Here is a 15,020-nt window from a genome sequence, read left to right as displayed (position 1 = left end):
TTCATGGCTGCTGCCCACCTGTGATGACCATTGATCAGCATGTATCCGCTGGGATGAACCTTACCAACCATCAGGGGCTCCTGAATTGCAGGATATCCGTTTTGAGCGTTCTCCCTGAACTCATTTACATAATTGGATATTATCCGAAAGCTCGGTCCAATCTCAGGAAAGCAAAATTCATCCTCGGGATTTGGATGGATCTTGTCACAGGGAAGTTTTGTGATCAGAAGCCTTTCAAAAATACTGGCTGTTACAGGAACATACAGTCCCTTCTGACTCTCTATCTCATTGTATAACCACTCTTCAAACTCAGTCCTTTTTGGCATATGCGCATCCTTTCACAGGTTGACATTAACTAAATAACGACTATGAAATAATTATATCTCATAGTCGTTTTTCGTGCCAATTAATTACCTTGTAAGGTCTCTAACCCACTTATATTTCTTTACCCTTAGCATGACCCAGGGGATTTTTCCAACTTCATCAAGGCATGTGCAGGCATATACCGCAAGGGGTGACCAGTGGAAAACAAAGGCTCCGCACAAAGCCAGCGGTATCGCTATCATCCACATGCACACCACAAGGCTGTACAGATCAAAAATAGTATCTCCGCCGCCGTCAAGAACTCCGTTGATAGTTACAGTGTTTACGCATCTTCCGATCATGTAGAATGACATGATCACCATCATCCAAATGAGGTATTCTCTTGCCTGGTCCGTCAATATAACGCCGCCCACCACAATGGGGGTAACAGCAAGTACTATGGCTGTTGAGATAAAGCCAATGACAAAGGAAATATTCTTTAGCTTCAGGCCATATTTTTTCCCAAGTTCAAGCCTTCCCGCTCCAAGCTCGTTACCAACGATGATCCCTGCAGCGCTTCCGATACCATTGCACATGCAGCATACAAGGTCTCTCACAACAGCTGCAATTGAATTGGCTGCAGCAGCATCAACTCCCATATGTCCCATGATGGCAGTGTATGATGTAAATCCTACGCCCCAGCACAGGCACCCACCCATAAGAGGCAGGCACTGTTTCATAAAATCAAAGAACAGCTCTTTTGGTATCTTAAACAGCCTTGAGAGAGCTGGTCTGATATAAGAGGGCTTCGCCGATATGAAAAGACATAAAGCCAGCTCGCAGATCCTTGCAATAGTAGTTGAAATGGCAGCTCCTCTTGCCTCCATCCTTGGAAGACCAAACATTCCAAAAATGAACACTGCATTAAAGATGATATTGATAACAACTGCAGCGGAGCTTATGGCAGCTCCTGCCTTAACTCTCTCAGTGACCTTCATGATGGTAAGATAGCACTGAGATACACCAGTTATAAGATAAGACCATCCAGCAATGCGAAGGTAATCACTGCCGATCCTGATAAGATCTTTGTCAGCCGCAAATATCCCCATAAGAACCTGTGGACTAAACTCGCAGGCCAGAAAGAAAAGCACTGAGACAATGCCACAAAACAGCAGCATGATGTTAAAGATGTTCTCAAGCGCCTTCTTATCACCCTTGCCCCAGTATTGGGCTCCCAAAATAGCTCCAGCAGCAGTAGCTGAAGAAAGAAACATATTCTGCACAAACTGGATCTGCGTCGCCAAAGATACTGCAGTCATCTGTATCTGGGCTACTCTTCCAAGCATCAGCGCATCGCAGGCTGCAACCAGTGCCAGCATCAGGCTCTGAAGCGCAATGGGAAGAGCTATCGTTATGAGGTTTTTGTAAAAAGCCTTGTTATCTATCATAGTTTTATCCATAACAGAACCCTTGGAAATAACGCCTGTTAAGCAGCGTATTTCAAAGGGTTCATTTTCTTTTACTCATATAATACTGTCTGTATGGAGTGAGGCGCAAGTGTAAGTCTTGTAGATTCATCGCCTTCACGAAGTTCTACAGGAAGCTCCTCACCAGACTTATTAAGTATGACAACTACCCGCTGCCCATCTGGATTAAGAGAAGCTAACGCGTCAAGCTTATCTGTATAATTACTGCTCCAGATAAGATTTGCACCTTCCTTTATGTACCTTGTCATATGGCCAATGTAATAGTAGGACAGCTTTTTCTCATAGTCTTTGCCGGATTCAAGAGCCTTTATGGGAGCATCGCAGTAGTTTCCTACGTGATTTGGGCCTCCCTTAAAGTCAACGATCAGGTTCCAGTCAAAGATTGCTGTTATTCCGCCCTTTAGATTTCCGATCATCTGGTGGGCGTACATCTCTGCGTTCTGTACATCGCTGGCATCAGAAAGCCTTGAATACTCAACACAGCCTTCCGTAAAAAAGATCTCTTTTTCAGGGAAATGCTTTTTTATGAGATGGAGGTTTTCAAAGTGATCTCCTGTGTACCAGTGAACTGCGCAGCCAGATACATACTTTTCTGCGCCCTTTCTTTCAAGGATTTCCTTTAGTCTTACATAAGAGATTTCCTTGTTGTGATCCCAGACAAAGATCTTCATCTTATCTAGAAGTCCTGCCTTCTCCATAGCAGGCCCTAAGTAATCTGCCACAAACTCTGCTTCATCCTGAGCCGTGTAAATGCAGGAATCCCAGGTCTGTGTTGCCATGGGTTCATTCTGGATGGATGTAAAAGAAATATCTATTCCGATACTTCTATACTCTTCTATAAATCTAACATAGTACTTAGCCCAAAGCTCTTTATACTCACTTTTAAGCTTACCGCCGTGGTTCATCTCTCCGTTGGTCTTCATAAATGGCGGTGGTGACCATGGAGCCATCATAAGGACCGGCTGTCTGCCAAGCTTTTTGGTAGCTGCCTCTATCATGGGAATGATCTCTTTTTTATCATGAGAGATATCAAAGGTGTCTAAGGTCTCATCCCCTTCTTCGATATAGGTGTAATTACCAAGGGCAAAATCACAGCTGTTCATGTGAATGCGCCCCATTGTATAGCGAAGACCAGAATCTCCATAAAGATCCTCGATGAGGTTATCTTTTTTGTCCTCCGGAAGGCACATATAGGTATGGGCTGCAGCCTCAGTGAAGGCTCCTCCAAAACCTCTGATGGTGGTCTCCTTTTCATCGGGATAGATGACAAGCTGCTTCATTTCCTTAGCAGCAGTGACTTCTCCAGCGCTCTGCTGTGCCCAGAACAGGCCCCTGCTGGTATCTGTCTCGATAATTTTTATATTTTTCATTACGAATCCTTTGCTTTTGTGGACTCGCGCGGGATTATCCTTCCGTTTAAGGTTATCAGCTCGCCAGATTCTCCGTTTATCATCTTAACGAGCTTATCTACTGCTATTACGCCCTGCTTTTCAAAGAAGGTACGAATAGTGGTGATAGATGGGCTTACAAGTCTTGTAAGCTCGATATCATCACATCCTATGACATTGACCTGATCCGGAACACTTACGCCTCCGTCTCTGAAGGCCTCAGATGCACCTATAGCACTCAGGTCATTGGCTGCAAAAACAGCATCTGGCAAAGGCTTACCTGAATCCAAAAATTCTGTTACAGAATCATAGGCAGCCTTTCGCTCAAATTCGCCACGTAATATATAATCATCCGATACGGTGATGCCTGCTTTTTTAAGCTCATCAAAAAAGCCTTTTTTACGCTCACCAGCATCGTAGTTGGTCACTTCACCTTCTATGAACATGAATCTCTTGTGACCAAGCTCCAAAAGGAACCTGGCAACCTTCTGTCCTCCATTGTAGGAGTCAAACACCACGCTGGATGACTTGTCTCCTACAAGGATCCTGTCAATGTAGACAGTTGGAATACCCTGGTTCTTGAGGACCTCCACCTGGTCACTGCCTATGGCTCCGTTAAGGATAATAGCTCCATCAACTCTGTGTCCCATGATGTTTGCCATGATATGTCTGGCGTCGTAGCTTAAAAAGATTTCCAGCTCATATCCATTATCCTTGCAGGCGTTGTATATGGAATCAGACAGTTCGCCGTAGTAAGGTCCTCTGATGGCACCAAGGAAAAGACCTAAAACGCCGGTAGCTCCAGCTTTTAAATTCCTGCCATTAAGGTTTGGAGTATAGTTAAGCCTTCTGGCTACCTCCAGGATCCTCTCCTTGGTATCAGGGTGAAGAACATTCACATTATTCAAGGCATTGGAAACAGTAGATATTGATACCCCCGCTTCTCTAGCCACATCTTTAATTGTTATTTTTCTGTTTTCGTTAGACAAAGTAGGTTACTCCTTCATCTAGACATTATACCACACCAATTACTTGTAATCGTACTCTTCGCAGTATGCAACCCACTGCTTTGTGTACTCTTCACGGCACTTATCAATGCCAGCTTCTTTCATCTTGCTTCTGAACTCTTCTACTGCTGCGTCAACATCATCAACAAGACCTGCCTCAAGAGGAGCAAGGTACTGTCTCATAACGTTACTTACTGCTGATCTCTCAGCGCTGTAGGAGTCATAGTTCTCTGCAAAGCCATCATAGATATTTACGTTAGGGAACTTGGTCTTAGCGCCAAGTGCTGCGTACTTGTCAAACATCTCCTGAAGAGCTACGTCTGTCTTCTGAGGAAGCTTGGTCTCACCATTTCTGAGGTTCCATGTGTTGAAGCCTTCATATGGGAATGTAGGTGTCTCGCCTGCCTCTTCCTGAAGGTTCTTGTAGATGCCATCAACTACATCGTAGTGTGTTCCCTTGATACCATACTGAAGGATTGCGTTTGTCTCTTCGTCGCAAAGAAGTGTCTGAAGAACAAGAAGTGCTCTCTCAGGATCTTTGCAGCCTCTTACGATTGCTGTTCCGTTCTGTGTAGCATGTCCAGGATAAATGATTCCGTTTGTCTCACCATATGCAACATATGCTGACTCCCAGCCCTGTCCTGCATTCTCAAAATCTGCGATAGCTGTAACCTGCTTGTTAGGGTTCTGTCCAGCAACCTCTGCTACGCAAAGGCCGTTCTTGTATGCATCAGAGTTGTTTGTATCTGAAAGTGCACTCTTGCTCCAGAAGCCAAGATCTGCCCACTTCTTCATAAGCTTCATATCATCTACGAAGTCATCTGAATACCAGTAGTCATAAACATCTGCAGGTGTGTCGTAGTTTGCTGCAAGACCATAGTCAAGACCATTGTTAGCAACCCAAGGATACTTGAAGTTAAGAGCCCATGCTGCATCGAAACCAGTCTTAAGTCCCTGGCTCTCTTCTGTTGTTACAGTAAGAAGGCCCTGGTTAGGCTCGTTCTCTTTGATACCAAGAAGGTAAGCCTCAAGGTTCTCAAGTGAATCAGGAACAGGAAGGTCGTACTTAGCACGAAGATCTTCTCTGTACTTAACACCGTTACATACATACTCAGCCCATGTATTAGGTACTGCATAGATCTTGCCATCTACCTTGCACATGTTAAGAGCGCTATCGCCAACAGTTGCCTTAAGCTCAGGAGCTACAGTGTCAAGCATCTCATCAAGCTCTTCGAAAGCTCCGCTACTTGCAAGCTGTCCATAGTTGAGCCAGTTAGCGATGTAGATAAGATCTGCACTCTGTGCTGTGATCTCGTTAGCATACTTCTGCTGGAAATCTGTCCATGTTGAAAACTGCATATCAACTGTTGCGTTGCACTTCTCAAGGAGCTTTTCATTGAGGGCATCCTCAACAAGCTCTTCGTCCTGTGGAGCATCACCCATTACATAGAACACAAGATCAACCTGCTGTGAGAGATCAAGCTCTTTTGCCTCTGTCTCTGCAGGTGCCTCCGTAGTTGCAGCCTCTGTTGAAGCCTCTGACTGAGGGATCTCTGTAACCCCTTCAGCCTCCAGCTGATCAGCTGCTGACTGAGCTGCGCCGCCACAACCTGTGATGACTCCAGCCACCATTGCCATTGACAACAATACACTTAAAACTTTTTTCTTCATATTTTGCCTCCTTTTTATATAAATATGAAAACGTTTTTATAAATCAGCCTTTTACTGCACCAACAGTGATTCCTGAAACGAAGAATCTCTGTACAAATGGATAGAACAAAAGCACTGGTCCTGTTGCTACTACTGCCATTGCCAGCTTAACTGACTCAGTAGGAAGGTCAGCTGTCTTCATGCTGACGTTACTTGCCATCTGCTTCATGGCTGTTGTGGCATTAAGAAGGTCATACAGATAGAACTGCAGCTGCCAGGTGGATGAATTGGTACTAAACATTGAAGATCTGTACCAATCATTCCAGTAGCCAAGTGCCAGGAAAAGACCTACTGTCGCAAGTCCCGGTTTAAGAACCGGAAGTACGATCCTGAAGAAGATTGTAAAATGTCCTGCGCCATCTATCTTGGCTGACTCTGTAATAGCATCCGGAACTGCTCCCACAATGAATGTCCTCATAAGGATTACAAGGAAGGGACTCATAAGAGCCGGGAACCAGATTGCCAGTGTTGATCCCTTTAAGTTGAGTACATTGGCATACATCAGATACCATGGGATCATGCCGCCTCCGAAGATGCTGGTGAAATAAATAAGAAATGAAACGGTATTTCTGTACTTAAACTCTTTTCTTGAGATAACGTAACCAGTTAAAGTTATCATCATAAGTCCAAGGCCTGTACCTACAACTGTGTAGTAAAGAGTCATCTTGTAGGCCTGGAGTATATCTTTTGGCGATCTAAAGATCGTCTGATATGCAGATAGTGTGAAATCCCTTGGAAGAAGAGAATATCCCTTTATAAGGATCGTTGAGTTATCTGTAAATGATCCTGACACAATGATGATGAAAGGGAGCACGCACACTATGGATCCAACCGCAAGCAATATGTAAGCTATAGCTTCAAAGATCTTGGTCCCAGTGGACTTTTTTATGGTCTTTGGGGCTGATGGTTCGTAGTCTAAATCTTTTGCCATGTCTTCCTCCTTCCTTAGAACAGTGCGTACTCTGGATTTCTCTTTTTAACAACATAGTTTACAAGGACAATGATCAAAAATCCGAACAGTGACTGGTAAAGACCAGCAGCAGTTCCAAGGCCGATTGAAAGTGGCTGTGTCATTGTGATCCTATACACATATGTGTCAAAGATATCCGTTGCGTTGAACAATACTCCGTTGTTACCAATAAGCTGGTAGAACAGCTCGAACTGGCCCTTCATGATGCTTCCAAGTGCGTAGAGCAAAAGGATTATGAAGGTTGGTTTGATGTGTGGCAGAGTGATGTACCAGATCTGCTGAAGATCGTTTGCTCCGTCAACTCTTGCTGCCTCGTAGATCTCGTTGTCAATTCCCATGATGGTGGCAAGGTACACAACCATTCCATATCCGATATTCTTCCATAAATAGAAGAAGGTTATGAGAAATGGCCAGTAGCCTGGGGTGTTGTAAAAGTCAATCCTGTCTCCCCCAAAGCCGGTGATGATGTTATTGATAAGTCCGTACTGATACTCAAATACGTTGTAGACAATAACTTTTAAAATAACAAACGATACGAAATATGGCATGAACATCAGTGTCTGTGAAGTCTTTTTAAACCACTTAACTGTCACCCTGCTAACAAGGATTGCAAAGATGATCTGAAGTATATTGCCAATTCCTATGAACACCACGTTGTAAAGAACTGTGTTCTTGGTGAGTCTGAAAAGGTCTGCCTTGATCAAAAACTCAAAGTTCTTAAATCCAGTGAAGGGACTGGACCAAAGGCCGTCTCTAAAGTTAAATGATGTGAATGCAAAGTACACACCCAGCATCGGCAGGTAGTTGTTGATCATGAAGTAGACAAATGTAGGTATCAGCATGACAAACAGTACCCAGTTTCTCTTTATTTCTACTAATAGTCCATGCTCTCGGTATTTCTTGCGTTCTCTGCTCTCAAGTACCTTGATGTAGATGTAAGCCGCCAGTGAAACGATCAGCTCGATAAACACCACTGCAGATGGAAGAAATCCCGTCATTCCAAATCTTATGTTGGAAAAGATCACAAACACGATTGTTGATAAAGCTGCTATGAACTCAAATAAAAAGGCACATTTTCCTGCAGCTAAAAGTGAAAGCTCGCCCTTCCCCTTTCTGTTCCTGCTGGCCATAAAGGTTCTGATGATGTAGGCTACATTGAAGTAGATCGCAGACGCCATAAGTATCAGAAGTACCATGGATGGCAGTCCCAGAACTCCCTGGTTTGAATACTGGACAAAGGACAAAAGATTGTACAGGTTGTATCCAGTAAGGAGATCGCCTGCCATCTCTTTTGTCACGCCAATCCTGGAAAAGAGAGTAACCAGGTTGACTACCTTGATCCAGTTAAAAATAGGGAGAGAAAGAATAAGAATGAAAGCACTTATTCCCGATATCCACTTGCCTCCAGATATCCATTTATTCCTCATACAAATCCTCCCAAATACTAGTTAGATCACGAATAAAAACGTTTTTATTATCTTGTAAGCAGATACTAGCATAATGCATACAAGTTTGGCAATATGCTTTCACTATTTTTGGCATTTTAGACATATTGGAAAATAAAAATTCTGCATTTTATACAAAAACGTTTTTATTTTTCAGAGTTCTTTTCCCTGAATATCAATCCTTAAATTTTGATTAAATTAACCGAAAAACATCCCCCATTTCATCCAATCGGTATAAGATATATATATGTGCGGTATGATGTTCGCAATAGGAGATTGGAGACTATAAAATGGCTGAAAACTTTCAATTAGTATTTACCAACGACAACTGCGTTGGCTGTAACAAATGTATCAGTGCTTGTAGCTGTATGGGTGCATGTGTGTCTGGAGAGCCTGACGCTGATGGCATATCCAAGATCCAAGTTGACTCCAGCAAGTGTATTGCCTGCGGTGCATGTTTTGATGCCTGCGAGCATAACGCAAGAGAATACAATGACGATACAGAGAGATTCTTTGAAGACCTTAAGAGGGGCGAAAAGATATCTATCCTCATCGCACCAGCCTTTCTTGCAGACTACCCAAGAGAATATGAATCCGCTCTTGGTGGCCTTAAAAAAATGGGCGTAAACAGGATGATCAGTGTATCCTTTGGTGCTGATATCACAACCTGGGCATATATCAACTACATCCAGCAGCATAACTTCCTTGGCGGAATTTCCCAGCCTTGTCCTGCTGTTGTAGGTTATATTGAAAGATACCTGCCTCAGCTTCTTCCAAAGCTCTTCCCGGTACAGAGCCCTCTTATGTGCGCTGCTGTCTATGCAAGAAAAGAGATGGGAATAAAGGATAAGCTGGCATTTATCAGCCCATGTATCGCTAAGAAAATGGAAATTGATGACCCTAATAACAAGGGCCTTGTTCAATATAACGTAACCTTCAATCACATGATGAAATATATGAAGGAGCATGGTATCTCTGGAAGTCCTGTATCAGATGAGATCGAGTATGGACTTGGTTCCATCTATCCTATGCCTGGCGGACTTAAGGACAATGTTTACTGGCTACTTGGAAGCGACGCCTTCATCAGACAGATCGAGGGTGAAAAGCACATGTATCACTTCCTTGAAAAGAATGCTGACAGAATCAAAGGTGGCAAGACTCCATTCCTGTTCATCGATGCCTTAAACTGCAGATGCGGTTGTATTTCAGGAACTGGTACAGATCCTAAGATCACAAGTAATGACGATCCTCTCTACAATCTCCATGAGATCCAGGAGAGAGTTAAAAAAGACACCAAGAAGAGTCCATGGAGCAGACCACTTACTCCTCAAAAAAGACTTGCTGCTCTTAACAAGCAGTTTGCTCACCTGCGCCTTGAGGATTACCTCAGAAAGTATACTGACAAGTCCAAGCAGTGCGCATATAAAAAGCCATCAGAGGCTGAGCTCAACGCGATCTTCAATGACATGCACAAGACAACACCAGAGTCCCGCAAGATCAACTGCTCAAGCTGTGGATATGCAACCTGTAAAGATATGGCTACTGCCATCTACAACGGCTTTAACCACACTTCCAACTGTGTTCACTATCTAAAGGATCTCGTAGAGATTGAAAAGAAAGATGCTCAGGAGCTTGTTGAGAAAGAGAGATCTTCACTTGATAGACAGAAACAGAGCATCATAGATGCTATCAATACAATAAATGAGCACTTCGTATCACTGAACTCCACTATGCAGGAGATCAGCAGCGGAAACAGCAACAACGCCGAAGAAAGCTCCGCAATTTCAGAAGATATGTCCAACGTAAATGAGTTCTGCAACAAGGTCAACGACTCCATGACCCAGATCACGGCTTACCTGGATGAGCTTGAAGCAAACAACAAGAAGGTCGTTGAGATTGCCAACCAGACTAACCTCCTTGCTCTTAACGCAGCAATCGAGGCTGCAAGAGCCGGAGACGCTGGTAAGGGCTTTGCAGTTGTCGCAACTGAAATCAATGACCTGGCAGCAGATTCCAAGACTACCGCCCAGAACAGCGGTGCTGCAAACGACAACATCAAGAATGCCCTTGAGGGAATCACCGTTGAAACTTCAGACCTTCTTGAGATCGTAACCCAGGTCAATGACAAGATCAAAAATCTTGCCACTTCTGCAAAAGACATTTCTGGATCTACACAGACCCTTGCAGAAACCATGGAGAAGGTAAAAGCCGAAGTAGAAAATCTTGCTTCACATGACTAATTACCAAAGATAACGAAAGAGGTGCCAGAAATGGCACCTCTTTTTTATTGTAAGTATTCAAATGTTTCTAACTTATCTGGCAGCAATCCATGTTACTCCGTACATCTGCTCCATGAGCTTACGAAGTTCATCCTTCATTCTGCTGCAGGCTGATGCTTCATCAACAAAATTCAGGACTCCGATCTTCTCCTTTTTATCCTGGAAATATACTGCCCATCCACTTTCTGTCTTATCAAGACAGATCCTGTTTTTGTGTGAGCCGCCAATCTTGTAAAGCTTGGAAGGAACTAAATGATCCTTAAAATACTTCTTAAGTTCTCTTGTATTCATAGTCTCTCCTCCAGATATGTAAACGCAAGTAGTTTTTAAATTTATTGCATGTAGTTTTTATTACTACATATAATGTAACACGTTACTATCTGTAAATCAAGACCGATATCTTCAAATCTGAATAAGCCCCAGCACGCTGCAGATAGAGCTCACAAGAATGATCAACACAAACAGCGGGCACAGATACTTTATCATGAAGCTAAACATCTTCTTTCTGCGGAAAGGATGTCCTCCAAGCTCAACTTCCTCTTCAATAAGAGCAATGCTCATATACCTGATCACAAGCAGGCAGGTGAAAAGAGCTGCTATTGGCATCATGATGGAGTTGGTCAAAAAGTCAAAGAAGTCCAAAAACTGCATTCCAAAGATGGTAACACCGCCAAGTGGTCCATAGCCGAGGGATGACAGTGAGCCAAGGGCCACCATAATAAGGCCCATTACGCTGGTTCCAAGATTTCTTGACCATTTAAACTCGTCATAAAAGGTAGATACAGCGCTCTCTAAAAGTGCGATAGCACTGGTCACAGCTGCAAATAAAACAAGCAAAAAGAACAGTATTCCAATGATCTTTCCAAAGCCCATGCTGGCAAAGATATTGGGCATTGTAATGAACATAAGAGATGGTCCAGCCTTTAAAGTCTCTGGGCTTCCACCTGAAAAAGCAAATACAGCAGGGATTATCATAAGGCTTGCGATAATGGCAATTGCTGTATCAAATATTTCCACCTGCTCTGTGGACTGCTCGATGCTTACATCTTTTTTCACATAGGAACCAAAGGTAATAAGGATACCCATAGCGATGGAAAGAGAATAAAACATCTGGCCCATAGCGGATACAAAGGTCATGATAGAAAACCTTGAAAAGTCAGGGATAAGGCAATACTTAACTCCCTCTAAAGCCCCTGGCCTTGTAACTGAGTAGATGCAGATGACAACCGCAAGTACCGCAAGTATTGGCATCATGATCTTAGATACAGATTCTATTCCTCTTCTTACTCCCATGAAGATGATCAGAAGCACAATAAGTGAAAAGATCAAAAACCAAAACTCACTTTCTGCGCCATTGGTGATAAAGTCTGTAAAGAAACCATCTGCTGCGATCACATTTACATCAGCTGTAATGTAGTCATACAGATATTTGCATACCCAGCCACCGATAACTGAATAATACGGAACTATCAGGATCGGAATAACAGCGTTTATCCAACCACCAAAGATCATGTGCTTTTTATTTGTAAAAGAGCTAAAAGCCCCAACAGGGCTCTTTTTTGTGTGCCTTCCAATGGCTGTCTCCGCAATGATCATGGTGTATCCAAAGGTCAGTGCCAGTATTATATAGATTGCAAGGAAAATCCCACCGCCGTACTTTGCGCACAGATAAGGGAATCTCCAGATATTTCCAAGTCCTACTGAAGCTCCTGCTGCAGATAAAACAAACCCGATCTTTCCTGAGAAGGAACCTCTCTTTTTACTATGTTCCAAAACTAATGCCTCCAAAAAATTATTTAGACAGAGCCGCTAAAACTGCTCCCTGTCCCCATGGGTAATGCCCATAATTCTGATAATGGACCCCAAAGTCGTCGCAGGATGAAAGGCTTCCCAGAACCTTATTATCCTGGACATTCTGCCACAGCGCTTCTATGGTGTCACTGATATCGCCATGGTCTATGCTTGCGCCGCCAAGTCCATAAACTATCATGCCCGTTGCTGACGTGTCAAGGCGTCCTTCTGTGGCCTGGATCTGCCATGCGAACCCGCCGTCTTTCTTTTGATAGGTCAAAAGAGCTTTCACAAGCCTGTCATACCAGTCTCTAAGTTCAGGTACTGCCCTGCATTCACTAAGCCCCATGATGATCCAGCCTGCTGCCCTTCCCCAGGACAGAACGCCTCTTTTTTCAATGATCAGCGCTGCCCCTTCTCCATCACCTTCAGTTAGTGAATATCCATGGTATGGAAGAGAGCTAACCTCATCGCAGCCGTATTTCATAAAGTTTAGTAGCTGCAGCTCTCCAAGTTCTACAGCACTGCTATCTCCAAAGGTATTTCCATAGAGCACAAGAAACATTGAAGTCTGTCCTGCTCCGTCCGCAAAGACGTTGCTGCTTCTTGATGGGTTATAAACTATGGAACCAGTCTTATCCCTTGGGGCTGCAGTGAGATAGCCATAAATCCTGTTTGCTGCAAGTTCGCAGGAAGATGCCAGATCTCCCTCTGCCTTTCCTTCTGCATTAAGCTGGCAGTAGAGCTTTATAAGAGCAGCTCCGGATAACGCATCATCAATGTAATCTATTCTGCTGCCATATTTGTTGCTCCAAAGGGCAAGATGGTCAGAAATAGCCTTATCGATATCGCAGACAAGACCACCAAGGTCAGCTTTTTTTGAGATGTCCTCAGTGCCTGGTAACATGTCAGCAATTTTCCCCCTGGCTTCCACGAGCCCTAAGATCAGCATTCCTGCAGGCCAGAACATGGGATCCTTGGTCCTTACAGATCTTCCCATGGCGCTTTTTATGGCGTCCTTAAACTGATCTTTTATGGAGACATTCATGATATCAGAGAGCTCTCTGATAGTCTCTTTTACCAGTCCGATATAGCGTTCATCCATATGCTCATCCTCTTTTTGAGAACTTATCCTTCACTCTTGCATAGACATATTTAAACTCTTCAGATCTGCCATACAAGATAAAGTACACGCCGTTAAAGATAACTGTTATCACTATCACCATGATAAAGAATCTGATGATATTAAGCTCAGCAAGTACATATCCAGCAATGAATCTGCACACAAAAAGTACAAAGGCCATGCTAAGAAGGTATTTTAAAGTATCTATAAAATAGCCAGTAGCTTTTTTTCCAAAGCATGTACCATAAATGATCACAGGCTTGGTGACGTTGGCAATAAGACCTGAAACGATGGTTCCAATGTACACACCAGTAAGCCCCAGAGGTGTCTGTACAAGGAGGATTGAAAGAACAAGGTTCACAGCTCCCTGTATAAGGGCCAGATACTTGTCGGGTTCAAACACTCCAGCTGCAGTCTTGTAGTTACTAAGAACTATCCTGTCACCTTTAAAGTAATAGTCCGTAAGGATGCAGTAAACCGCCGCTGACGGAAGTACCCACTTCTGTCCCCAGATGATGCTGATAAGGGGAGTCAAAAGGATCATGAACCCAACGCAGGAAAATCCATAGATCCAGGAAGCAAAAAACCTGTAGACCCTGAACATGGAAAACTGCCTCTCTTTGGACTCTGTAGCAATGAGGTTACCAAAGCTTGAGATGACTGAGTTAAAGATGATATTTACAAAGTTTGCCACAGAATTTATCACCAGGTTGTAGTTATCTACAAAGCCTGCCACGGAGACTTCGATAAAGCTTGAGATGATGAGAGCATCGGTCTGAAGCCTTGCCACATCGCCGATCTTGTGAAATACAAGTGCCTTTGTCTTTTTCCAGACTTCATCGTTCTCTTCCTTGGAGAGTGGCTTTGCATCCTTCTCCTTGAGGTAAGGGTACATCCTGTTAAGGAAGTGAGATACAAATATCTTCTGTATCAGCTGAACCACCGCATCCGTAAGAAGGAACAGATAAAAGTTCTCAAATACTACTATGATCACAATCTGCAAAAGTGATGTGATTACCTTGGTAATGGTGTTTATGTTGGTCTGGATGTAGTTCTTTTGCTCGGCATTTACAAGGGAATACTTGTAGGCCACAAAGTAACTGCTGACTGTGTTGAAAAGAAATATGAAGTAGAACAGGGTAAGGTCTCTTAATGAGACATCCCCTGGATTCTTAACAAGGAATTTAAGGAAGGGCGAGATCAAAAGGCCAACGCCGGCTACAACGCAGGCTATGATAAAGTACGCCTTGCGGTACAGCCTCATATAGGACTTTATCTTCTCTTTTTCCCCTCTTGCCACAGGTCCATAGAGGCTGAAATTAAGAGCTGTTCCGATACCGAGCTCAGCCATGTTAAGAACGGCTAAAACGTTGGTATAGGTGGAGTTGATCCCCAGGAGTTCCTTATTTAAGTGCAGCAGAAATACTGTTCTAAGGACAAAGGAAATAAGAGCAGTTGCCACCTGCCCTACATATCCGAATGCAATATTTCTTGTTGCCGACTTAACTCGTCCCATG

General features: G+C 43.5%; 11 protein-coding genes and 1 pseudogene. 1 reads left to right on the top strand and 11 read right to left on the bottom strand.

The window, feature by feature from the left end; translation table 11 throughout:
- The 7 genes and pseudogenes from J6I68_RS13215 to J6I68_RS13185 all read right to left on the bottom strand — a co-directional run.
- A pseudogene (locus J6I68_RS13215) lies at positions 1-326 on the bottom strand (ParB N-terminal domain-containing protein); the annotation flags it as partial.
- An 84-nt stretch (positions 327-410) separates the two neighbouring features.
- Positions 411-1,763 carry an MATE family efflux transporter gene (locus tag J6I68_RS13210; RefSeq protein WP_292221004.1) on the bottom strand — a complete coding sequence of 451 codons (1,353 nt, stop codon included), beginning with the start codon at positions 1,761-1,763 and terminating at the stop codon, positions 411-413.
- 59 nt (positions 1,764-1,822) lie between these two features.
- Entirely contained in the window at positions 1,823-3,160 is a 1,338-nt protein-coding gene (locus J6I68_RS13205; RefSeq protein WP_292221003.1) for a glycoside hydrolase family 30 protein, read from the bottom strand.
- The gene (locus tag J6I68_RS13200) at positions 3,160-4,167 is read right to left on the bottom strand and encodes a LacI family DNA-binding transcriptional regulator (protein WP_292221001.1); all 1,008 of its coding nucleotides are present in this window, start codon (positions 4,165-4,167) and stop codon (positions 3,160-3,162) included. The genes J6I68_RS13205 and J6I68_RS13200 overlap by 1 nt, the downstream gene beginning before the upstream one ends.
- A 39-nt stretch (positions 4,168-4,206) precedes the next feature.
- Positions 4,207-5,856 carry a DUF3502 domain-containing protein gene (locus J6I68_RS13195; protein WP_292220999.1) on the bottom strand — a complete coding sequence of 550 codons (1,650 nt, stop codon included), beginning with the start codon at positions 5,854-5,856 and terminating at the stop codon, positions 4,207-4,209.
- 43 nt (positions 5,857-5,899) lie between these two features.
- Positions 5,900-6,826 carry a carbohydrate ABC transporter permease gene (locus tag J6I68_RS13190; protein ID WP_292220998.1) on the bottom strand — a complete coding sequence of 309 codons (927 nt, stop codon included), beginning with the start codon at positions 6,824-6,826 and terminating at the stop codon, positions 5,900-5,902.
- A gap of 14 nt (positions 6,827-6,840) precedes the next feature.
- Positions 6,841-8,292 (bottom strand): ABC transporter permease, encoded by a 1,452-nt coding sequence (locus J6I68_RS13185; protein ID WP_292220997.1) that lies wholly within the window; start codon positions 8,290-8,292, stop codon positions 6,841-6,843.
- Between the two features lie 308 nt (positions 8,293-8,600).
- On the opposite strand from J6I68_RS13185, the gene J6I68_RS13180 reads away from it, so the two are divergent.
- On the top strand, positions 8,601-10,550 hold the full coding sequence (locus tag J6I68_RS13180; RefSeq protein ID WP_292220995.1) for a [Fe-Fe] hydrogenase large subunit C-terminal domain-containing protein: 1,950 nt from the start codon (positions 8,601-8,603) through the stop codon (positions 10,548-10,550).
- Between the two features lie 72 nt (positions 10,551-10,622).
- Here J6I68_RS13180 and J6I68_RS13175 read toward each other — a convergent pair whose 3' ends face one another.
- The 4 genes from J6I68_RS13175 to J6I68_RS13160 form a co-directional block, all read right to left on the bottom strand.
- Positions 10,623-10,880 (bottom strand): hypothetical protein, encoded by a 258-nt coding sequence (locus J6I68_RS13175; protein WP_292220993.1) that lies wholly within the window; start codon positions 10,878-10,880, stop codon positions 10,623-10,625.
- 111 nt (positions 10,881-10,991) lie between these two features.
- A complete protein-coding gene (locus J6I68_RS13170; RefSeq protein ID WP_292220992.1) occupies positions 10,992-12,362 on the bottom strand; it encodes a sodium-dependent transporter in 1,371 nt (456 codons plus the stop codon).
- A gap of 19 nt (positions 12,363-12,381) precedes the next feature.
- Complete coding sequence (locus tag J6I68_RS13165; protein ID WP_292220991.1) at positions 12,382-13,485, bottom strand: glycoside hydrolase family 88 protein; 1,104 nt, start codon at positions 13,483-13,485, stop codon at positions 12,382-12,384.
- A 4-nt stretch (positions 13,486-13,489) separates the two neighbouring features.
- A complete protein-coding gene (locus J6I68_RS13160) occupies positions 13,490-15,019 on the bottom strand; it encodes a lipopolysaccharide biosynthesis protein (protein ID WP_292220990.1) in 1,530 nt (509 codons plus the stop codon).
- Position 15,020: the final 1 nt, after the last annotated feature.

This window comes from Butyrivibrio sp. (assembly GCF_017940685.1).
Taxonomy (GTDB): domain Bacteria; phylum Bacillota; class Clostridia; order Lachnospirales; family Lachnospiraceae; genus Butyrivibrio.
Note: the sequence above shows the minus strand (reverse complement) of the source record. Positions and strands in the feature narration are given on the sequence as shown.

Excerpts from the sequence above, each read along its gene's own strand:
- J6I68_RS13210 (WP_292221004.1), bottom strand. The coding sequence starts at position 1,763 with ATGGATAAAACTATGATAGATAACAAGGCTTTTTACAAAAACCTCATA.
- J6I68_RS13205 (WP_292221003.1), bottom strand. The coding sequence starts at position 3,160 with ATGAAAAATATAAAAATTATCGAGACAGATACCAGCAGGGGCCTGTTC.
- J6I68_RS13195 (WP_292220999.1), bottom strand. The coding sequence starts at position 5,856 with ATGAAGAAAAAAGTTTTAAGTGTATTGTTGTCAATGGCAATGGTGGCT.
- J6I68_RS13190 (WP_292220998.1), bottom strand. The coding sequence starts at position 6,826 with ATGGCAAAAGATTTAGACTACGAACCATCAGCCCCAAAGACCATAAAA.
- J6I68_RS13185 (WP_292220997.1), bottom strand. The coding sequence starts at position 8,292 with ATGAGGAATAAATGGATATCTGGAGGCAAGTGGATATCGGGAATAAGT.
- J6I68_RS13180 (WP_292220995.1), top strand. The coding sequence starts at position 8,601 with ATGGCTGAAAACTTTCAATTAGTATTTACCAACGACAACTGCGTTGGC.
- J6I68_RS13175 (WP_292220993.1), bottom strand. The coding sequence starts at position 10,880 with ATGAATACAAGAGAACTTAAGAAGTATTTTAAGGATCATTTAGTTCCT.
- J6I68_RS13165 (WP_292220991.1), bottom strand. The coding sequence starts at position 13,485 with ATGGATGAACGCTATATCGGACTGGTAAAAGAGACTATCAGAGAGCTC.
- J6I68_RS13160 (WP_292220990.1), bottom strand. The coding sequence starts at position 15,019 with ATGGGACGAGTTAAGTCGGCAACAAGAAATATTGCATTCGGATATGTA.